19 protein-coding genes and 1 riboswitch are annotated in these 22,044 nt (G+C 45.3%); all 19 genes read right to left on the bottom strand.

Translation table 11 applies throughout. The annotated features are described in order from the left end of the window. Positions 1 to 43: 43 nt before the first annotated feature. Positions 44 to 1,564: a glycosyl hydrolase gene (locus L1028_RS13615; protein ID WP_234534654.1), complete on the bottom strand. Its 1,521-nt coding sequence runs from the start codon at positions 1,562 to 1,564 to the stop codon at positions 44 to 46. A gap of 12 nt (positions 1,565 to 1,576) precedes the next feature. Next, a riboswitch (cyclic di-GMP riboswitch) is annotated at positions 1,577 to 1,656 on the bottom strand. A gap of 147 nt (positions 1,657 to 1,803) precedes the next feature. Continuing rightward, positions 1,804 to 3,177, bottom strand: coding sequence for a sugar phosphate nucleotidyltransferase (locus tag L1028_RS13610; protein ID WP_234534652.1), 1,374 nt, complete (start codon positions 3,175 to 3,177; stop codon positions 1,804 to 1,806). Between the two features lie 474 nt (positions 3,178 to 3,651). After that, complete coding sequence (locus L1028_RS13605) at positions 3,652 to 4,998, bottom strand: UDP-glucose dehydrogenase family protein (RefSeq protein ID WP_234534650.1); 1,347 nt, start codon at positions 4,996 to 4,998, stop codon at positions 3,652 to 3,654. 4 nt (positions 4,999 to 5,002) lie between these two features. Continuing rightward, positions 5,003 to 6,103 carry a glycosyltransferase gene (locus L1028_RS13600; RefSeq protein ID WP_234534648.1) on the bottom strand — a complete coding sequence of 367 codons (1,101 nt, stop codon included), beginning with the start codon at positions 6,101 to 6,103 and terminating at the stop codon, positions 5,003 to 5,005. A gap of 97 nt (positions 6,104 to 6,200) precedes the next feature. Next, positions 6,201 to 7,340: a glycosyltransferase family 4 protein gene (locus L1028_RS13595; RefSeq protein ID WP_234534646.1), complete on the bottom strand. Its 1,140-nt coding sequence runs from the start codon at positions 7,338 to 7,340 to the stop codon at positions 6,201 to 6,203. Continuing rightward, complete coding sequence (locus tag L1028_RS13590; RefSeq protein WP_234534644.1) at positions 7,334 to 8,527, bottom strand: glycosyltransferase family 4 protein; 1,194 nt, start codon at positions 8,525 to 8,527, stop codon at positions 7,334 to 7,336. Before L1028_RS13590 ends, L1028_RS13595 begins: the two co-directional genes overlap by 7 nt. Further along, entirely contained in the window at positions 8,514 to 9,368 is an 855-nt protein-coding gene (locus L1028_RS13585; RefSeq protein ID WP_234534642.1) for a glycosyltransferase family 2 protein, read from the bottom strand. The genes L1028_RS13590 and L1028_RS13585 overlap by 14 nt, the downstream gene beginning before the upstream one ends. A gap of 23 nt (positions 9,369 to 9,391) precedes the next feature. Beyond that, positions 9,392 to 10,771 (bottom strand): oligosaccharide flippase family protein, encoded by a 1,380-nt coding sequence (locus L1028_RS13580; protein ID WP_234534640.1) that lies wholly within the window; start codon positions 10,769 to 10,771, stop codon positions 9,392 to 9,394. After that, positions 10,737 to 12,155 (bottom strand): O-antigen ligase family protein, encoded by a 1,419-nt coding sequence (locus tag L1028_RS13575; RefSeq protein ID WP_423803041.1) that lies wholly within the window; start codon positions 12,153 to 12,155, stop codon positions 10,737 to 10,739. Before L1028_RS13575 ends, L1028_RS13580 begins: the two co-directional genes overlap by 35 nt. 78 nt (positions 12,156 to 12,233) lie before the next feature. After that, positions 12,234 to 13,007 (bottom strand): WecB/TagA/CpsF family glycosyltransferase, encoded by a 774-nt coding sequence (locus tag L1028_RS13570; protein WP_234534638.1) that lies wholly within the window; start codon positions 13,005 to 13,007, stop codon positions 12,234 to 12,236. Beyond that, positions 13,004 to 14,350, bottom strand: a complete 1,347-nt coding sequence (locus L1028_RS13565) for an O-antigen ligase family protein (protein ID WP_234534637.1) — start codon at positions 14,348 to 14,350, stop codon at positions 13,004 to 13,006. Before L1028_RS13565 ends, L1028_RS13570 begins: the two co-directional genes overlap by 4 nt. A gap of 9 nt (positions 14,351 to 14,359) precedes the next feature. Continuing rightward, positions 14,360 to 15,295 (bottom strand): glycosyltransferase, encoded by a 936-nt coding sequence (locus L1028_RS13560; protein ID WP_234534635.1) that lies wholly within the window; start codon positions 15,293 to 15,295, stop codon positions 14,360 to 14,362. A 25-nt stretch (positions 15,296 to 15,320) separates the two neighbouring features. After that, a complete protein-coding gene (locus L1028_RS13555; RefSeq protein WP_234534633.1) occupies positions 15,321 to 16,013 on the bottom strand; it encodes a sugar transferase in 693 nt (230 codons plus the stop codon). Between the two features lie 38 nt (positions 16,014 to 16,051). After that, a complete protein-coding gene (gene galU / locus L1028_RS13550) occupies positions 16,052 to 16,942 on the bottom strand; it encodes a UTP--glucose-1-phosphate uridylyltransferase GalU (RefSeq protein WP_234534631.1) in 891 nt (296 codons plus the stop codon). A gap of 64 nt (positions 16,943 to 17,006) precedes the next feature. Beyond that, complete coding sequence (locus L1028_RS13545; RefSeq protein WP_234534629.1) at positions 17,007 to 17,648, bottom strand: CpsD/CapB family tyrosine-protein kinase; 642 nt, start codon at positions 17,646 to 17,648, stop codon at positions 17,007 to 17,009. After that, positions 17,632 to 18,372 (bottom strand): YveK family protein, encoded by a 741-nt coding sequence (locus L1028_RS13540; protein WP_234534628.1) that lies wholly within the window; start codon positions 18,370 to 18,372, stop codon positions 17,632 to 17,634. The genes L1028_RS13545 and L1028_RS13540 overlap by 17 nt, the downstream gene beginning before the upstream one ends. A gap of 251 nt (positions 18,373 to 18,623) precedes the next feature. Next, positions 18,624 to 19,259 (bottom strand): response regulator, encoded by a 636-nt coding sequence (locus L1028_RS13535; RefSeq protein WP_234534625.1) that lies wholly within the window; start codon positions 19,257 to 19,259, stop codon positions 18,624 to 18,626. A gap of 24 nt (positions 19,260 to 19,283) precedes the next feature. Next, positions 19,284 to 20,930, bottom strand: coding sequence for a sensor histidine kinase (locus L1028_RS13530; protein ID WP_234534623.1), 1,647 nt, complete (start codon positions 20,928 to 20,930; stop codon positions 19,284 to 19,286). A 257-nt stretch (positions 20,931 to 21,187) separates the two neighbouring features. Then, on the bottom strand, positions 21,188 to 22,042 hold the full coding sequence (locus L1028_RS13525) for an AraC family transcriptional regulator (protein ID WP_234534622.1): 855 nt from the start codon (positions 22,040 to 22,042) through the stop codon (positions 21,188 to 21,190). Positions 22,043 to 22,044 lie beyond the last annotated feature (2 nt).

Genomic DNA, 22,044 nt, shown 5'->3' with positions numbered 1-22,044 from the left:
CTGTTCAGGACAAGCATCTTTTTAGCCAAATGAGGACTATCGCTTAGGTGAGATCTGAGAGGAACAACACGCTAGAAGGAATGGTTCCTTTCGGCTGACTTGGACTTTTCCACATCAGCTTTACTCTGGCGTCCCCCTGATTCTCGTAATATTCCACTTTGATATCATACAATTGTCCGGCCTTCAGAGTGATACTTCCTTGACGCTCTGTTACACTCTGCTCTATCCAGCTATCAATTACGGGTATCCCATCAATCCAGACACGTATTCCATCATCAGATGCGCTGTAGATTTGATAAGTTTCACTATATAGAGCCTTCATTTTACCGCTCCAGCGTATAGAGAAATTGTCTATACCAAGAGAAGCATCCGGCGTTCCTAACTGCCAGTTAAAATCAATCACTGCATCGTTCTTAGTCAGGGCTGGTGTTCCCGATAGCCGCATGTTTTTAAAGTATTCACCCTTCAATCCATTCTTCAATGGAGGGAGTGCTTCCTGTTCGTTAGCGGGCGGGAGCATCCCCGAGTTATATTTATCCCGAGTCAGTGTAAAGCTGTTATTCATAAAGGTTTGGATCGTTTCTATGCTGTTATTTTCATATAGAAATTTTCCCCAACTCATCATAAATACCCATTTACTTTGCGACTGCAACAGTTTGGTCGGATTTGGCAAATCGCCATTCTCTCCGATAGCAATGGGTTTACCAGCAGCCAGACTAAGCAAACTGTCATAATATTGTTGCTGGTAGTCATTCTCATAGATATCTGCTGCCAAAATATCCACCTTATCCGCACCCGGATAAGTAAGGGCATAAGGATCTGACCACGCATTTGGAGCGTTCGGGCTCCAAACCCACAACAAGTTATTTAATTTATGAACGTTAGCAAAACGATCATACATAATATTCCACAGTTCGGAAAAATTGTTCTTCTTCCCCCACCAGAACCAGTTGCCATTCATTTCATGGTAGGGTCTCCATAGAACGGGCACCTTTGCATCTCGTAAGCTTTTTAACGAAACTGCGACTTTATCGAGTTCAGCAATCAGACTGCTATACTGCGGTGTGCCAGGGGTTACGTATTTGTCGAATTCGCTTTGGCTAAGACTTCTCTTAACGTTCGACCAATCATAAGAAGTTCCAGGCAAGTTCGCATGGAAGGTCATCGCTACAATCCCGCCGCCTCTACTCCAATTCATAGCGCTGTTCACTACGTTCTGACGCTGCCAAGCTACCGTTCCCTCAGATTGTCCGCTGATCGCACCCATCTCATACCCATGAAGAGCAGCATATTGTCCGCTTGTGGTCTTTAGCTTGTTGTTGATTTCATCCGGACTTTCCAAATAGTCATGCTGTCCTGCGAGAATCCCTTTTCCGGAAATAGAATATAGGTCATTAAGCAACTTGACGGCTTCAGGAGAAGTCTCCGGATTTACCGGATTTCCAGAGCTAGAAGCAGCGCCTGCTGCAGACGGTGCACTCCCAAATCCCAATGGAATCACCGTCAGAAACAAGACCAGAGACAGGAACGTGCTGAGAAGTCGATACGTACGGTAAGCTTTCAAAAAAATCTTCCTTTCGGTAGCTAGGCTGCCACTCTTGCGAAGGCCCTATAGCTTTGCGTCCCTACCTTTCGATAGGTTTGCCATTATCAAATTGAGGAGGATTAATCCCTCTACCGTAAATATCGACTTCATTTAATTGTGATTTTAGCGATTTTTGTCTATTATTGAATAATTAGGTCGAAATACCTGTTAGTGATAGATTCAAAGTGGTTATATAGATAGGTTAGAATATTTTAGTCCTAAGAAATGAACTGCTGCAGCTCGATATCATTCCAGTCTAAAGTAATACGAATATTGTCCTCCTCTACTAGTTCAGATCCCGTCTGTACCTCAATAAATTCAACATCGGTTAAAGCGAGAATAGCGTGTTTTGTCCCTTCCGGTATACGAACTACATCACCGGCTTTAACATTATGCATTTTCTCATTCAGCACAATGCTTGCTTCACCGCTGACAATCGTCCAGATCTCACTGCGTTTACGATGTAGCTGATAGCTGATATTTTTACCCTCGGCAATAAATATTCGTTTGGTCAGCACTTCATTCCCTTCATCGTATTTCACATAATCAATGACCTTATAATGTCCCCAGCGGCGCTCCTCGTACATCGGTCTTTGTTCAAAAGACTTCAGCACTTCTTTAATGCGCGGACTCTCGGCTTTATGCGTTACTAAAATCCCATCCGGGCTGGCCGCGATAATCAGATCCTTTGCACCGATGACTGTAATAGGAATATCAAGCTCATTGATCAAGCAAGTGCCTTCAGAATCCGCTGTTACAAAACCTTTGCCAACATGGTTGCTAGTCATTTCCTCAGTTAACGTATTCCAGGTTCCAAGATCCTTCCAGAATCCATCATATGGCTGCACCACGATATTCTCTTCTTTTTCCACCACTTCATAATCAAAACTGATAGAAGACAGCAGCTTATACTGTTTCTGTAACTCTTCATAACCTAATGGCAACCCTTTACGCTGCAAAATATCCAGCAGATACCCTAAACGAAAAGCGAACACTCCGCAGTTCCACAATGCATTTCGGGCGATTAGCTCCTCAGCTTGGATCCGATCTGGTTTCTCCTGAAAGTGACTCACTCTCATAAAACCATTCTCTCCCGCCTGATCTGTGGTAGGAATGATATATCCGTATTTCTCCGAAGGATGTTCAGGAACAACCCCCATCAGCGCAAGATTCGCACCACTTTCCAGCATGGTATGCTCTAATTCAGCTACCGTATCGAAGAATGAAGCCTCCACATAGGGGTCCACCGGTAAGATGGCAATTGTCTCCGCAGGTGAGACTCCCGCTACTGAATATAAGTATGTTGCTGTCAGCGCAATCGCTGGAAAGGTATCGCGGCGTTCCGGCTCGACGATGATCGGCACATCCGCGCCCAATTGACTCTGAATCATTTCCACTTGGCTGCGGCCTGTGGCTAGATAGGAGGAATCCTCCATGCCTCTCTCTTTCAGTTGTCTCCATACTCGCTGAACCATCGACTCCGCTTCGCCCTGAGGACTTTGCAGCACTTTTAGAAATTGCTTCGAACGTGAATCATTAGACAAAGGCCACAACCGTTTTCCTGAACCGCCTGATAAAAGTACTAACTTCATAATTTGTCGCCTCCGCAAAAGGATTGTTATTCATCATGGATTACGCTTTGCTGATTGTGCTGGGATGCGCCAGTAAAGATTAGGATTGCTTCATCGCTTTGCTTGGTCGCCAATTTAAAGGCATTGTTAGGCATAAGCCACTCCAAGGAATATTGGACTTCCGATCGCTGTTATCCTCAGATTTCCTGATTTGAACCGCTTCTTGCGGTAGAAATCTGAGGATAAAGGCGAACGCTACCGCTTCTACAGTTCCAATAATCCTCTCCGTTCCCTTCCTAACAACCTTTTTTTATATGGCTCCAACTCGCTTACGCTCGGTGGAGCAACCTTTCATTACCTTACCGTGCTTCCCGGCTGTTCCAGCGGGAGCTGATGGGATGATTACTAAAGATCTTTTGCCGCCTGCGACGGCAGGGAACAACTAAAGCGAATAGAATCCCTTTGAATCATTCTATTGTTCAAACCTTGTTCGCCCTAAAGATTCATCTCGACAGCCTCAATGACTACAGAATCATTCAGACCACTCAACTGCGGGCGGCCGATTGAATAATAAGATAGGCCAGTACCCTCAATCTGCTCTTTCGTGTAGACGTTACGACCATCGATTAGCACCTTCCGGTGCATAACGTTGGCTACCTTTTGCAGATTTATATCCTTAAAGACTCCCCAAGCAGTAAGCAAACATATGGCATCGCTATCCTCAGCCGCTTCCTCGGGAAGCGAGCACCAACGGAGCTGCGGATGATCATATTGCTGCCGGAAATTATCAGCAGCGATCGGATCGTACAGCTTCACGATCGCCCCCTCCGCTACGAGCATCTCAATAATTTCCCGCGCAGGGGTCTCACGAACATCATCTGTGTTTGGCTTGAACGCCAAACCCCATATCCCTATAACCGCACCGTTCAATGTCCCTAATGATTCACGCAGCTTTGGAATGATCATGAATCGCCGCTCTCTATTCACCTCAACTACGGATTGCAGTAGCTTAAAATCGTAATCCACGTTACCGGCGATTTGGATAAGCGCATTGGTGTCTTTAGGAAAGCAGGAGCCGCCATAACCAATACCAGCTTGCAGGAAGGAGGATCCGATTCTTCGGTCCATGCCCATTCCTTCCGCCACCTCGGTCACATCAGCTCCCACTTTTTCACAAATATTAGAGATTTCATTAATAAAAGAGATCTTGGTCGCTAGAAAGGCGTTGGATGCATATTTAATCATTTCTGCGCTTCGGATATCAGTCACGAATATATTGTCGGTATATCCTTGATGAAGCTGGCGCATAATTGGCACTAATTCAGGATTATTTAGTCCGATAACAACTCGGTCAGGATGAAGGGTATCCCGAATAGCGGAACCCTCACGTAGAAACTCAGGAGCAGATACGATATCGAATGGATGTGTCGTACGATCCGATATCATTTTTCGTATTTTCTCATTCGTCCCCACTACAACTGTCGATTTAGTCATAATTATTTTGTAACCATCCATCGCATTTGCAATTTCGATAACAGCATCTTCGATATATTGTAAATTAACCTCCCCATTTGGAAGAGAGGGCGTACCTACAGCAAGAATGATGATATCAGAGCAGCGAACAGATTCCTGAAGATCAGTAGAGAAGGACAAGCGTCCTTCACGGAAGTTTATTTCAATCAATGCTTCGATTCCTGGCTCATAGATCGGAGACTCCATTCGGTTTAACTTGTTGATTTTCTCCACATCTTTATCGACGCAGATGACCTGATTCTCTCCCAGTGCAAAGCATACGCCGGATACTAAACCGACATAGCCCGTACCGATTACTGCTAACTTCATAGAATCATTCCCCTTTTAGAAAATTGACGTAGGCCTGTTCCACGTACTGCTTAAATTGGATCATAAACGCCTGCTCATCGAATTTCCGTGCATGGCCCATAATCTGATCGATATCCCACGCATAGGACTCCACTTCATAAATGGCCTTCAGCAAATCGTCCACTTCCTGATGCTCGAAGAAGACACCGTTGACGTAAGGAATGATTGTATCCAGTGCACCGCCGGCTTGATAAGCTATGACCGGTCTTCCGGCAGCATTTGCTTCCAGCGGTGTAATCCCAAAATCCTCTTCGCCCGGAAAAATAAACGCCCGACATTGCGCCATCAATCCTGTAACTTGCTCATCCTCCAGCCTACCCAGAAAGGACACATTGTCTTTAGCCATCCCTTCAAGGCGCTTTCGGTCAGGTCCATCACCGACGATGTAGAGCTTTAGACCATTACGGTTAAAGGCTTCGACCGCTAAATCAATCCGTTTGTAAGAAACAAGACGGGAAACGATCAAATAATAATCTCCGATCGATGAAGAGCTAGTGAAACGTGAGGTGTTAATGGGTGGAAATATGACATCGGCATCCCGGTGATAATAGTTCTGAATCCGTGTCTTCACTACAGAAGAATTGGCAACGAACTGATTTACATTTTTAGATGTCCGTTGGTCCCAAGTCTTGAGCTGCTGCATATACACCTTCAGCAATCTCTTGAACAGACCGGAATTCGACTGCCGTTCCATGTAAGTGTCGTAATCCCATGCAAACCGCATAGGAGTATGGCAGTAACAAAGATGAAACGTATGCTTCGGCACCTGAATGCTTTTCATAAAAGCACTGCTGGAACTCAGGACGATATCGAAACCGCGAAAGTCCAAATCACGGATGGCCATGGGATAAAGTGGCAGCACCCCTTTAAAATTGGTCTTCACTCCCGGAATTTTTTGTAGCCAGGAGGCTCGGATATCCGCATCTTTGAGGTTGTCAGTGAGGCGGCTTCCGTTAAAAACCGTCGTGAAGATCGGAGCATCCGGATACATGTGGTGAAAAACTTCCACTACTCTTTCCGCTCCGCCCATTTGGATTAAGTAATCATGCGCTATCGCAATTTTCATGTGAATCATCCTCAAAGTTTTATGGAGCATCTTCTTCAGCGTTACCCCGTTAACGAAATCTGCTTTCAGGAGCATCAAACTTGGGTCCTACGATCTGTCAGATGCTCGTCAGCAGGCCTTTATAGTAGTTGACTATGTCTTTAACCGTATTTTCTATTACAAAATGTTCCTTCACCCGCTTCACTCCATTAGCCGCCATCCGCTTTCTATCCTCTGGATGTTCCAACATCCAAGTAATAGACTCTGCAAGAATGGCTGGGTCCCCAGGCTGGATCAACATCCCCGTCTCCCCAGGAACTACAATTTCAACGGGTCCGCCTTCATTAGAAGCAATGACCGGAAGTCCAGCTGCCATCCCTTCTACGATCACTTGACCAAATGGCTCCGGTGTTATCGAGGTGTGAATCAGTAAATTGGCTGTCCCCATTAATCCTTGAATGTCTTCCACATGACCTAATAGACTTACATTCGTGAGCTCATCCCGTTCAATCTTCTGAAGCAGCTCTTCTTTATATTCCGCTTCTCCAAACAGAGCGTCACCTGCTAGCCAGAATTTCACACGAGGATCTTGTTTAAGCATTCTTGCTGCTTCCAGTACAATATGTTGACCCTTCCAATGCGCTAATCGCCCCGCCAACAATACGTTAAAATCCTTCTGATTCCGATTACCGATTCCGTTGCCAATGATTTTTCCGAAGCCGCAGTGAACAACTAGTGTTTTCTTGGAACTAGGTAGATCCAATGCGTTCAACGTAGAATGTGAGTTGGCAATTACACCGTTTGGAAGCAGTCGAGACAGGTGCCGGATCACTTTGGCTACAACGGGCTTTAAATACGGTGCTCCAATATGATCTCGAATGTGCCAGATTAAGGGAATACCTGCCTTCTTCGCGGCGATCGTTCCATAAAGCGCTGACTTCAGAGAATTGGTATGAACACAATCAACCTTTTCCTGCTTGAGTAACGGCGCAAGCCTACGGCCGTAAGCAAGCAGCTTAATCGCTGCAGCAGGTGCTCCTAAATTCACAGCATTCCGGTTACGACTACGAATACTTTCATCCAGGGGAACAACACGCACATCAATCCCCTTTTCCCGCAAGCGTTCTGCCAATGTTCCTTCTTCTGCCAATATCACGAGTGGCTCAATATGCTCTCCTATATTCGTGAGGACGTTAAACAACGCAACCTCTCCACCACTCCATTTTGCCGTGTGATCTATATAAGCTACTTTTAGCATCTTGTTGCCACCTCATCTCCTAATGCAGTTAGGAATACGGATTCCACTTGGTCAGTAACACGCTCCCAGGTGTATTTCTCAAGGACATGTTCCCTGCATTCATCACGGCTCGGAAGCAGCTTTCGGTTGCTTAACATATGAATCATACCTTCAGCCATATCCTCGCTCGCTGCACTTTTGAACAGAAGCTCTGGTCTGAATCCAGCCAATATCTCCTTGTTTCCGCCGACTGGTGTAGCCATTACAGGTAATCCTGCAGCCATCGCCTCCACAGTGATCAGACCGAATCCTTCTAGTGCTTGTGAGGGTACTACGAACAAATCTGCAGCTTGATAATAAGAAACCAATTCATGATCCGGGATGTAACCCAGCAGCCTTACTTTGCTGCTTAATCCATAATCGGCAATCTTCTCTTCCAATTCCCCGCGTAGTGGGCCTTTACCCCCAATGAGTAGAATTGCATTTGGGAAACGCTCGGACACCTGCTTCCAAGCCTCTAGTAATTGCAGCAGTCCCATCCGATTTACCAGACGCCTTACGGTTAATACCGTCGTTGCTCCCTCGGGTAAATTTAAAGTTCTGCGGATCGCTAGCCGATTGGGAGCAGGAACGAAACGTTCTACATTAGCCGCTCCCGGGATAACTATGATTTTGTTTAATGGCACGCCGTGTAGCTTATGAAGCATGTCACGGAACGTCTCGCTCAGAACGATAAATTTATCTGCCAGCTTATAGGCTCTATGTTCAATGTTTTTGGCAATGGTACTCTTGACCCGATGTTTAATACCGCGCCCCTCCATCTTCATTTCCTCATTCCAAGGTCCGTGAAAGGTCATGATTACTGGAATTCCACGTTTCTTAGCTTCCAATGCAGGTCCGATACCATAGGGCGCAAAGTGTGTGTATAGAATGTCTATACGCCCACTCCCTTCTCCCATTAGATCCGCCGCCTTACGCTGAAAGTCATCCTTCCGTTTCCAGATCCCATCCTTTGGATCCCCTGCATTATGGATCTTTAACTCTTCGGAGGTAGACGGTGTTTCTAGACTGCAGATTAAGGCGTGTACCTTATTGCGTGAAGAGAGCTGCTCGCAAACGGATTTGAAATACGTATTGAGTCCACCCGGCTGTAGCGATGGCCAGCTAAGACCAGTCGTCATAATATTCAATCCGTCACTGTACGGCATAACTTCTCTCCCCCTTTTTCTCTGGCTCGGCTTGCCCCTCCGCATTGTGCTGAGCTAGCTTACCGGAGTGATTCAATTCGTAATGCTTGAAGCCGACCATGAATTCATACATCACCCAGAATACAGCGACTGCGAAACCTGATATCCCTTTCTTGAACAATCCGTGCACAAAATACTGCTGAACAAAGCGAGCTGGTGGACGTACAAGCAGCCGACTAATTCTAAAAGGTTTGCCGCTGAGATAGGCGCTTTGAGCTTCCAGATCCGTGTATTTATTAAATCGCATCACATGATCGTTAATGCTGCGGAATCCCTGATGCCAGAGTGTTCCGTTTAATCGGACGGTCCGTTCTTCAGATACCTCAGGTCTTTCGTGCACCAAGCTGTTAAGAATGCCATATTGCTTGCGATTATAAAGTCGTACTAGGTATTCCCCGTGATTCAGCCATCTTCCAAGAAAATCACCGACCCGGTAGATGGAATAAGCAGCGGCTTCATCTGTGAGCAACTTCTTTCGTTCAAGAATATTTGCAGCCAATTCATCACTGACAATCTCGTCGGTATCAATAAGAAAGACCCAATCATGGACGGCGCGTTCCACTCCGAATTCTCTTTGCTTCGCATATCCGGGCCATGGATTGACGAATACCCGGCAATTCAAGCTTTCGGATAACTCCAGCGTACCGTCCTTGCTACCCCCGTCGATGACAACCACCTCGTCGGCAAATAATCTACAGGACTGAATGGCTTTGGCTATTCGAATTTCGTCATCCTGAGCAATGATTACGGCCGAGATTGGATAACTGCCGGGGCCGCCTAACACGCTTGTCACTGAATCCATGAAGGTTCCTCCTTTTTGCTGTCTTATACATCCATAGGTTTCTTGCGAATGTATGAATTCATCATCGTCTTCATCCACTGAATATCTTGCCCGGTAATCAGCAGTCGAGGAAGCTTAACTTTCAAGTTGAATCTTATATTTAAGATAATGAAGAGGAAGCGCAGTACTGCTGATGAAAGCATCGCCACTCCTGCACCAAGTAAGCCGTACTTCGGAATCAGTAAGAATAGGAGTGGAATCACCAGAATCAGACCAAAACCCTGAAGCATCGATACAAACTTGGGCTTGCCAAGCGCCATAAATACTTGCGCCAGAATAATTGTTCCTCCGCTAATGGTTACTTCAAGCAGCAGCAATCGGAACACGGTTAGCGCCGTATTGAAATCTTTTCCGTACAGCAATGGAATCACAAGAGGGGCAACAACCATCAGGGCCAAAGAACCTAACAGTGTAAAGGTAGTGCTTATCCTAAACGCCTTGAAGGTGAGAGAAATGGCTTCATCCTTCGACAGTTCAGAAGCTTTAGGGAACAGCACCACCGTAATGGAGCTTGAGAAAAAAGTGACCATCCGTGATAAACTCACGGCCACTACATAAAGTCCCAGATCAGCCGGTCTTAATAAGCCTGCAATTACAATTTGGTCGATATAGTAAGAGAACTGCCCCAGCAAATCATTGCCGTAGGAACCCAGTCCGTAAGTAAACAATCTTTTGAAATTCAGATAAGCGTCCTTCATCTTTACCTTATAGGTTCGTAGCAGGGAAATCGTCATCCCAATGAAAAGCGGGGCTCCTGGAACAAGATAAGCAAGAGCCGTTGTAAAAGGGTTCATCCACCCGCCCATAATCAGAATCCCAATGATGACTAGTGTTAGCAGTGGAATCACATAACGAAGACCATTAAACTTCTGGTATTCCCCTCTAAATTGATAGGCCGCATTGTTGATCTGGGCGACGACCATAAGTGGACACTGAATCATCGACCACTGTGCAAAAGCGACAACCTCCGGACTGAAGGATTTCAACCAATAGGGCAGGACCAGTATGCCTATAATCATGGCCACGATTCCAAAGCCAATGCCAAGTAAAAGGGACATCCGGTACAACACTCCGGCATCATCCGGATTCTTCTTAGCGTTGTAAATCAGCGCCGACGGAATTCCAAAGCTCATGCTAAACGCCAGGAACTGTGACCAGTTCATCATAGCTGTCTGTTCCCCGCGACCGGTCGGACCCAAATATCGGGCTGTCAACACACCTGTCAGCATGTTAATCAGCAGAACCAATACGCTGACTATCATGGTTTTCATGGCTGCTGAGCTGTTACCCTTACTCTTCGTGAAACGCTTAAGAGTAGACCAGATCGTGTTATTGGGGAGTGATTTTGCGTTCAACTGCTGCATGAGGTAATTCCTTCTTTCTGCTCTGAGTCATCTCTCTTGCACTAAGCCCAAGACCAATCAACATCCAGATCAAGTATCCTTTGAGTCCCGGGAACCCATTGTCTGATACTAGACTGACTACTGCACCGGTCCAGGCAGCCAGAGCAAGCCGCGCGTACGGTTGCCATTTATCCTTACTGGTCACTCTGGTAAATATCTGTTTGGCGACAGTGCCCAAAGCACCGAAGAAGAAGACCGCTCCCAGAACACCGAAGGTTAGCAATAATGCAATCACTCCATTATCCATATTTCCGTACTCTCCAAGCTCACCGCTATTTCCTAGCTTGGTGCTCTGCCCTACACTCCCTATTCCCTCTCCAACCGGATTCGCAGCAACCATAGGAAGCATATTTTTCCATAAACTTAGTCGCTCGTTATAAGATTGGTCTTCCTTCACAGAAGAAAGTGTCTCAACCCGTGCAACCAACCCTTCTGCTCCAGGCAGCTTAGGTACAATCCAGAATAGTAGCGATGCTACAAACACCAACTGAATTAAGGTCTTCCATTTGCCTTTGGATGGAGATGAGCCGATGTACATGAGCAGCATAACCACTAGAACTAGCCAAGCGGAACGAACTAGTGTAGTCAAAAGACAAATTACAACTAGCAGAACGCCAATCCAACGAAGGGTTCCCTGCCATCTTTTTTCTAGAATCATTGGGACTAGCGCGAATACCAGGAAAGTTGCCGCAGGCCCAGGTGAGTTCAGCGTTGAGAACACGCGAATCTCTAGTGGATAAGGCGTGCCTATGGACAGCATATCTGCATGCCTCATCCAGAAAGCATCCCAAGGCGGAACGGTTAAATATTGGATAATCCCATAAATGGAAACCATAACAGCAATATTGGCAAATGTGTATAACAGCCGGTCTATATCCTTGGGCTTGAACCGCGTAACCGCAAAGTAGGGCAGCAGCAACAATGGAACAATATAATTCGCCAAGTCGTAAACCGATCCCATCCCATTCTTAGCAAGTCCAATGATGGCTCCGTAGACTAGCGCTACTGCGAACAGCAGAATCACCCGGGTAGATGATTTCTGAATCTTGTGAATCTCTTTTAGTACCGGAATCACTAATGTGGTTCCCGTAAGCAAAGGGGCTAGACTTAACAAAGATACAGAGTGGTACACATCCTGAGACCAATCAACAATACGACGCAGCTCTGGAGCGACCGCCCAAACTAGTAAGGTGTACGAGACCAGCAATTTGGGTCTGAGCAATGCTAGAAGAAAGGCAGGGAATAACAAGGCCGATAGAATGGCACCCTGCAGACTATTCGAGTAGTCCAGCTTCGCACTGGCGAAGCCAATCATCAGTGGAAGAAGCAGTCCCATGACTATCATTCCGCCGATGACTCCAGCGCTCTGGATAGAATTTACGGATGGGAGCGGCAACTTGTTCTCATTCTCGCTCATCATCACTCACTCCAGGCCTCCTCCCTTTGCTTTATCACGCTTGCGCAACTCTTTAAGTAGAAGCAGTAGAAATTGTGCATCATCCACAAGATATCTTTTCCAGAGCCGTCCCGGTTCCTGACTCAGACGCCAGAACCATTCAAGACCCGTTCTCTGCATGAAATCCGGTGCTCGCTTCACCGAGCCTGAGAGAAAATCAAAGGTTGCTCCCACGCCGATCGAGATCGGAGCTTGATAAGAAGTATAGTGACGGTAAATCCACTTTTCCTGCTTAGGAGCTCCTACGCCGACAAATACGATATCTGGCTGACTTTCCGTAAGCATTTTTACAATTCGTTCATTCTCCTCCTCGTTATGCTCAAAGCCATAAGATGGAGAGTAGCAGCCAACGACATTAATTCCGGGATAAGCCGCTTTAAGATTCATGGTTGCCCGCTCCGGCACGCCTTCAGCAGAGCCTAAGAAGAACAGCCGGTACTTCCTTTGCTCAAAAGCATTGCCCAGACGACTGAAAAGATCAGCTCCGGATACTTTCTGCTTCAGCGGTTTGCCAAGCATTTTGGATGCCCAGATGAGCGGCATGCCATCCGCAACAACAGCTCCTGCCTCGGAGTACACCATTTGAAATTCTTTGTCCTTCCGAAGCTTGATCACATGATCCACGTTGCAGGTCAGGATGTAGGATTGATTCCTTTCCTGTATGGTTTTATCAATGTAATCAAGCAAATCCATAAAATCATAATTATCAAATTTGACATCGAACATATTCACTTGGTTCATCGTATCACTTCTTTTTGTGGGGAATCGGTTGGCTGTGAAGATCGGTACAGACAGTTTAGGTACCAACAAAACGGAATAATAGATTGGACCGTCGACAGCGTATTGTCGGAAAATGAATAGATAAGGAATCCTGCTAAAAAAAGAAGATAATAGGCTTTAACCGGCGGCGCCATAGCTCTATAAACCAGATAAAACACAGCCAATAGGGAGAGTAGCAGCAATATCGAGCCAATATACCCCCCATCGAAGTAAAAACGGATATACTCGTTATGCGGGACAACAAAACCTTTGTACAGTGTCCCATCATTCGCAACAGTAACTGAGCCGAGCCCTCTACCTGACCAAGGAGATCCCGCAGCCTTATTCAGAAAATACTCCCATGCCTCTGACCGTCCAGATAAATCAACAGTGCTTTCGGTCGATCTCTCAAAGGAACGCTTTTTAAGATTATCGAGCTGCCAGAATACCGCGACAATCATCAGGAACATGGAACCCATCAGCGGAATTAATAAAAGGGATTTGCCCTTCAGGTATTGGCGTAAAATGTCATAGAAGTAATACAGAATCATAGGCACCAGGGCCAGCATAGGACCCCTTGTTCCAGTTCCAATCAGAATGAAGAAATTTAGAACCAGCAGGATATAAAAATACCGTGCATGCTTCGGATTCCGCTTTACCTCAATGAACGGGATTGCGACTCCCATAAAAGCCAGCATGGCCAAATGGGCCGGAATATTCGCCCCCTGAATCCGTACAGCGCCTGTAAACTCTACATTGAGAAAATTATGGATATGGGCAATCTGGAGTAATAATCCTACACCTACACTTACTAAAGGTAGTAAGCAGATGATTCGAATTTGCCGCTCCGCGACTTCTTTTTTCCAATTAATTAAAAGAAAAGCGAACGGAATGGAAAGACCGATAAATGCTTTGACAGCAATCGATGATGTCATCTGCGGCAACCAGATGGAGGCCGTAAAAGTTATGATCAGCAGCATGACCATGGCCCAAATGGGATGACTTAGACGAAACCGTAAACCATTCACTAACATGCAGGGGACGAGAAGCGCGATGATAGCCATTTTATAAAGGGACAGTATTTCCATTCCGAAAAGACTGCCATCGACTAAAAAGTTAATGGATATCGCCGTCGTGAATAGAACGAAATAGCTGATCAACTGAGGCCTAGATATCGAAATCCCTAATAAAATAATCAGAAGTACGGCAGCTATCGCAATCGTCGGCTGATAAATGACCGCCGTTCCGAAGAAAAGGGCCAAGATGAGATAGAGCATCCCGTAGGGCAAAGCATTGATTTTAGAGCCCCACTCAAAATTTGTCATGTTATTCCCTCACCCCGCTGCGGAATGCCTCTCCCGATCCAGAATCATATGAAGAGTTCCGCGAATACTCTCCAGCCTGCATTTATTCAGGAGCTTCCTGCCCTTGCTTCTCGAAAGAACCATACCTGCCAGAATATATACTAGCTTAGCGGCTGTCTTTCCTAGTAGAAGCAACTTACCCTTCATTCCCTCGCTCTTTACTGCGTTGGAGATCCCCTGGCTATAATAACGTTTCATAATCCAATCCTCGGTTAAACGATTCGTAGGAACAAAATGATCAACCGCCATCTGTGGATGATACAGAATGGAATGCCCTTCTTTCTGGATCTGTCCAAATAACCAGGACTCCTCCCCTGAGAGGAGAGAATCTCCCTTTCTACCGAGATCCAGCGGGAACAGGCTGATGTCAAACACAAGCTTGCGCATCGCCATGTTAGCCCCGCATGGATGAAGATGGGCGGGATATTCCTTAATTCGACTGCCTAGATCAACGATTGTATACGGAAGTTCAAAGGGTTTGATCAGCCAGTCCGGACGTTTGCTTTCGAAGATCGGAGCAATTTTTCCACCCATTGCCATCACTTCCGGTTTACTTTCAAAGGTGCTGACAATCGTCGTAATCCATGTCTGGCAAGGGATCGCATCATCGTCCAGGAAAGCAATGAGTTGTGTTTTTGATGCTAAGATCCCTGTATTACGAGCCGCAGACAATCCCTGCACAGGCTCCATCATATAGCGGATATGCAGCACTGACCCATGCGCAGCTATGAACTTCTTGACGCAAGCTGCTGTATCATCTTTAGAGCAGTTATCTACTACGATAATTTCGGCCTGCTCCAAATCATCCAGTGCTAATAGTGACTGTAGCGTTTTGATCAATAAATCTGACCGATTGTAAGTACAGATGATAATGGAAACCTTAGGAGCGACTCCGTAGTCATTCATCGGCATTCACCTAATTTCCATGATATTAATAAGCGTCTTTCGAACCGAGCAACATCAATCCTGTTTTGGCAATAATCTTCAGATCCAGTCGGGTACTTCGAATATGGATATAGGTTAAATCCAGTTGTACCATTTCGTCGAAGCCAACGCTGTTTCTGGCGTTTACTTGCCAGTATCCGGTACAGCCCGGTGTAACCGTGAGCCGCTGTTTATCATATTCTGTATACTGTGCCACCTCTTCCGGAAGCGGAGGACGTGGTCCAACTAGACTCATATGACCCAGCAGAACATTCCACAGCTGAGGCAACTCATCTATACTTGTCTTGCGGAGGAATCTGCCGATCTGCGTGATCCGTGGATCATTCTTGATCTTGAACATCGCACCGCTCACTTCGTTATAAGCGAGTAAGTTTTCCTTTAGCTCCTCAGCATTACTTACCATAGATCTGAACTTATACATTGGGAATTGTTTTTCATCCTTACCCACTCGATTTTGCCGAAAGAACACTTTGCCCTTCGGATCCTCCAGCTTGATCAGGATCGCTACCACGCCGAATAAGGGCAGCAATATGAGAAGACCGAGAGCGGAAAAAAAGATATCGATCATCCGTTTCATTACTAAATAGAATTCCGTATCTTTTTTTCCTTCATTGGCATGTAGCATGTAAAGTTTCGGCAGGACAGCCTCATAGTCTTCCGGCATTTTTTGCATGCTCATCTCTCTTCATTCCTCCTTGAATTTTTCGGAATATCCACTTAACTGCTCAGGCTGGTTTGTCCCGCTTTACTAAGCCATTCCGCCATAGCATCCATAATCGGATACCGTAAATCATCGCTTTGCAGTGCAAATTCTAGTGTTGTCAAAATATATCCCAGTCGCTCGCCGACATCATATCTTGTTCCGTCAAAGTTATAAGCATATACGCGTTCGCTTTGATTCAGCTTTTGAATGGCATCTGTCAGCTGAATTTCTCCACCGGCACCTTTTTCTTGCAGATCAAGGTACTTGAAGATCTTTGGTGTAAATACATAACGGCCCATAATGGCCAAATTGGAAGGAGCTGTACCCAGCGCTGGCTTCTCCACGAAATTATTAACACGGTACAATTTGCCGTCCTGTAGATCAGGTTCGATGATTCCGTAACGGTTCGTAAATTCATCAGGAATCTGCTGAACGCCAATGACCGAGTTTTGCGTTTCTTCATATTGCTCGATCAGCTGTTTCAGACAAGGGGTTTGCCCAACTACGATATCGTCACCTAACATTACGCCAAAAGGCTCATCACCAATAAATCTTCTGGCACACCATACCGCATGACCGAGACCCTTTGGTTCCTTTTGCCGGATATAGTGAATCTCTACCTTGGAAGAACGCTGAACCTCTTTCAGGATTTCCAGCTTGCCATCTTCAAGGAGCCGAGATTCCAGTTCAAACGCGTTATCAAAATGATCCTCAATCGCTCGTTTTCCTTTACCCGTAACAATGATGATGTCTTCAATACCGGAGGCAATAGCTTCCTCGACAATGTACTGGATAGTAGGCTTATTGATGATCGGAAGCATTTCCTTTGGCATTGCCTTAGTCGCGGGAAGAAAGCGCGTTCCTAGTCCCGCTGCTGGTATAATTACTTTTTTCACTTTCTTCATCGCACTTTACCTCCTAAAGATCTATTTATTAAGAGCTCATTTCGCTTGTTTATGCTCGGTACCCTTACTTCGCCTGATTCAGCGCAATACCGATAATCCGTGACCCAGCCTGCTCCATCAGCACCTTGACCTTACGAATGGAATCTCTTTTGGATTTCCCATATCTGGCTACGAGGATGACACCATCTACTTGGGAAGCCAATATACGAGCGTCACTGAATTCCGTGGCCGGAGGTGAATCTAGCAAAATTAGATCATGACTTCCCTTCAGTTCATCCAGTAAAGCGATCATTTTATCGCTGCCGAGTAGATCCGGAGGGCTAATCCTGGATATACCCGCCGGGATGACCGAAAGGTTGGCTAAATTTCCATGCACAACAATTTGATCGACTTCCTCCATGCCGTCTAGATATGCCGCGAGTCCCTGACTGCCTTCCACTTCAAATACCGAATGCAGACCAGGATGTCTTAAGTTGCAGTCTATAACAGCTACCTTTCTTCCCTCCTGCACAAAAGAAACTGCGAGATTGGACAAAATCGTCGTCTTACCCGCTCCAGCTTCAGCTGAGGTAAAGAGCAGCACTTTTCCGCCATTGCCCTGCGCCAGTCCAAGCTGGCGAATATAGGTGCGCAGTGATCGGAATGATTCCGAGATCGACGAGGATGGATTAATGTCCGTAATCAGACTCTTATTTAGCCGTAACATAAGCACCCTCCTTCACTCTTGTTTTGCCATCTGTTGCCTTACCCAAATCGCGTTTGCGAATGGTTGCGATCGTGGCAATTACCGGAAGACCAAGGTCAAACTCTGCTTCCTTTTCAGACCTTAATGTACCGTTGAGTGTTTCCATCAGCAGAATGATTCCTAATGCAGCCATTAGTGATACTACAAAGCTGATGACGAGATTCATAGCGAATCCGCCGTTCGAGGGCCCTGGAACATCCGTCGGATCGGCCGGTGTGAGCAAGGTAACATTGTCTACCCTCATCAACGATGGCAAATCACGAATGAATGTCTGCGAAACCGCATTTACGATTCCGGCAGCTTTGGTGTAGCTTTCATCCTGAACACTAAGGTTGATCACCTGACTCTTCTCTGAGGACTTAATCTCTAGCTTCTTGCTCAGTTCTTCTGACGTCAGTCCGAATTCCGGATGACTTTCTATTACGCTTTTCATGATGGTGGGCGATTTAATAATTTCCTTGAAACTCTCAATTAGATTTAAGCTAAAGCTCAAATCGTTAAGATTATTGCTCTCGGGAGTATTCACGATGTTGTTAACTAGCAGCTGTCCGGAAGCGGAATAGACGGGTACAACGAAGTTTTTACTAACATAGTAAGTAGTAGCACAGGAGATCAAAACGAATACCATGATGAGCCAAAACCTTTTTTTAATCAGGTTAATGTAATCCAGAATCGTCTTTTCCACAGTAACCCTCCTTCCGCATAAATTACATTCTGAAATAATTCATGAAAGTTTCAGTTGTTGCTTTAATTCTATCAATCCACATCATTCGCCACATGGGTCATATCATTACTTTCCTGTTCACTTTGGAGTAAGGTGCTTTACACCTTAAGAGGGGGGGATGGTATACTTTAGTACCATTTGGAGGGTGAACGCACAAAAAAACACGGACAGGATGTCCGTGTTCATGTATAAACTCCAATTATTTCGTACGTTTAGTCAAATGACATTTCATATTTGGTCAATCCGACAGCATTTGCGTAAAGCGCCGCCTGTGTACGATCTGCCACCTGTAATTTCGCTAAAATCTGACTGACATGCTTTTTCACTGTAAATTCACTAATAAAAAGACGTGAGGCAATTTCTCTGTTACAAGCGCCCTGTCCTAGTTCGATTAAGACTTCCTTTTCTTTCGGGGTCAATTCATCTGTCGGACTGCTTCCACTCATTCGCATCTTATCTTCCATCAGACCAGGATCATAATACTTTCTCCCTTTATGGACCAACTGGATAGCAAATAGTAACTCTTCCGGCAATGCCTCTTTCAATACATATCCGTCTACCAGCACTTCCTCAGCTTTCAGAAAATCCTCTCTGCTTGCAGATGATGTCAGCAAAATAAACTTACTAACGATACCACGAGCACGTGCTGTCTTGATGACATCAAGTCCTGATTCATCCGCTAGTTTAAGATCAATGAGTACAAGGTCAGGCTGCGTCTCCTCAATCACAAGAAGCGCTTCTTGGCCGTTCGTCGCCTCTCCAGCAAACTTCACATTCGGTTGCATCGAAATAACGGATGCCAGCCCTCTTCTAACTAGAGGATGATCATCTACAATGACGATTTTCATAGAAACGACCTCCTGCCCTAAAGTTTATGCATTCTTTAATTCAGCTACACCTACAGGAATGGAAATCAAGATTCTCGTTCCCATATTTTCATTACTGGACAGCTGGAAGTCGCCACCTAGCGACTGAGTCAAATATTGCATATTCTTCATGCCAAGCCCACTTGCACTATCTTCGGATTCAATCCATAACAGATCTGTATCAAATCCGACACCATCATCACAAATCAATAAGCGGATCCAGTTCGGCTTCAGAGATAACTCCACATCTACTCGACTAGCAGCACCATGCCTGATGGCATTCCCTGTGGCTTCAGAGATAATCCGATAAAGCGCCTTGTGGTAAGGATAAGGGAGACTAAAGTCATCACCCGTTATTTTAAATTCAATATCGACATCATTTAATCGGGATAAGCTCTGCAAATGCGATCTTACCATACCGAGCCATGTAGGTCCGCCGCTCTTCTTAGAGCTAAGACTGTAAATCGTAATCCGCAGTTCTTTGGCTACCTTTGTAGCAGAGTCGTGGATAAGCTCGATTTGCTCCTCCAGCTCAGAATCCGTCATTTTCTTCCACGTTTCCTTCAACGAATGGGTAGCATACACGATACCAAAAAGACTCTGTGATACACTGTCATGCATTTCATCTGCAATCCGGTTCTGCTCATTCGTGATGATCAGCCGGTTCTCAATCACACCTAGCTCATGACGCTCAAGAATATTCGCGCTTAGCTCAGATAGAAAGATCAATTGCTGGATATACCATCTCCGGCCTTCCAGCCCCTCTGTAGACTCCAGCTTGAGTCCAATCACCCCTACAAAACGGGTGCTCATCCGTACAGGCATCAGCAGGAAGTCCCCTAATCCCGGAAGACTTCTAAAAATAGGCTCTCGCTGCAATCTCCATTCATGTTCATGTTTTCCCAGTTCAGAAAATAAGAACTGTTCCTCTTCCTGCTGCCAGCCGGTCTGCCTGCTCTGCGGCGCTGGTTCTCCACTTTTCTTAGCGAACCAAAACAAAGCCTTATCCAGCTTCGTTAGCTTAACAACATAATCGGTGATCACTTGACCGATATTCATGAAATCATGTTGGCTTGAGGTTTCCACGATATGGTACAGCGCTTTGATATGATCCATCGTCTCTTTCGCTCGAGCAATCGATTCTTCACGTTGATGCTTCATCCGATTAACGCTCTGCATTATTATAACCGCAAGTACCAGCGTTAGAAACAGATTCCCATTCACCGATACAACTTCTAGAAACGTTCGGTTCGCAGAATTGATGAAAAAATAACAGAGCACCGCAAAAACGCTGATATAACTAAAGAGCAAAGACCAACCAAAATAAATGGATAACGATCCTGCAGCAATCAGTACGGGATTAAGCACATACAGCCTAAATGAGCTCTCGAACCCGCCAGTAAATAAGGTCAGTACAATAATTCCCACCATCTCCATACTAACAGCCAAGACGAGCGCCCGTGGTCTGCTTCGTAGCTTCCGATAACAAAATGAGAACGTTTGTGCAAGTAGAAATAGTGTAGCTATAACAAGGGATTTGTATATTACGGAAGGCCCCATTTTATCTAGAAGATACATGAGTGATGTGAGGGACAAAGAAAAATACCTGTAAAACGTGATCAGTCTGTCTTCAGCAGTTGGCTTGATTTTCATCCCACCACCCTATTCTCCAGTTTTGTGGAAAATGTGAGATTGTACTGTGCTTGTTAAAAGCATCATACATGAGAAAAATCACAATAACAAGTTGACATTCTTCATGTTTGCGCTTCCAATAAGAAAAAAAATACATTTATTCCTCTAATTTTTCCAGAGATTAAAAATCCATTTTTTAACATTAAAAAGATCTTAGTTAATAAGAACTATCACATTTATGTAAATTAAATCCATGGAATTAGTAGAATGATGTCGATTTATATGTTACTACGACAAAGCTGTGGCGCAATCCCCATATATTTTTTAAATAAACGTGAAAAATAGAATGGATCATTATAATGAAGCATGCCCGATATTTCTTTCACTTGTAATGAGGTGTTGAGAAGCAGCTTTTTGGCCTCAGCCATTTTAAGACGGTGAATATATTCATGAAGCGGATACCCGCTACTACGCCGGACAAGTCGACGAAGGGTAGACATCGAGATATGATGTTTTGCCGCAATTTGCTCTAGGTCCATTTCACCATAAATGCATAAATTCAGGTCCTCCCGAATCTGACGCATATAATCTGCCTGAGCATTCCAACTTTTTTCTTCTATTATAAAAGAACACTCCAATAGCATCCTTTCAACGAGTAGTGCGGCCCGATCCGCATCTGCAGGTTCTCCACTCTCCATCCGCTCTAACACTTCTTCAAATAAGGTCGAAAGACCCATGATCGAATTCGCTTGGAACACATTCCCGCCAGCGATTAGACCCGACTCCAGCCATTCCGATACACGTGTCCCATTAAAATTAATATAATACTCATCCCAGCTCCCTCCAGGTGGTGGGCCGAAATTGTAACTGTATCCTGGGCGAAAAAAGAATAAGCTGTCTTCACGCACCTGCTGTTCTTTCCCCGAAGTCTCCATATAGGTGCCACCACCTGATACTATGTAAACAATAGCCCAGTGTTCAAAAACAACGCCTGAACGGAATAACGTTCTTCCAGGCAAATGACCGGCTTGTCCTACTCTAATATTTTTAAGCTTCAGCTTAGAAGATTCAATCTTCGGATCAATAATTCGTATTGGAAAAGGACTGATCATATAATCCATGCGCTTGGACATTA

Source organism: Paenibacillus pseudetheri, assembly GCF_924513355.1.
Taxonomy (GTDB): Bacteria; Bacillota; Bacilli; order Paenibacillales; family Paenibacillaceae; genus Paenibacillus_AQ; species Paenibacillus_AQ pseudetheri.
Note: the sequence above shows the minus strand (reverse complement) of the source record. Positions and strands in the feature narration are given on the sequence as shown.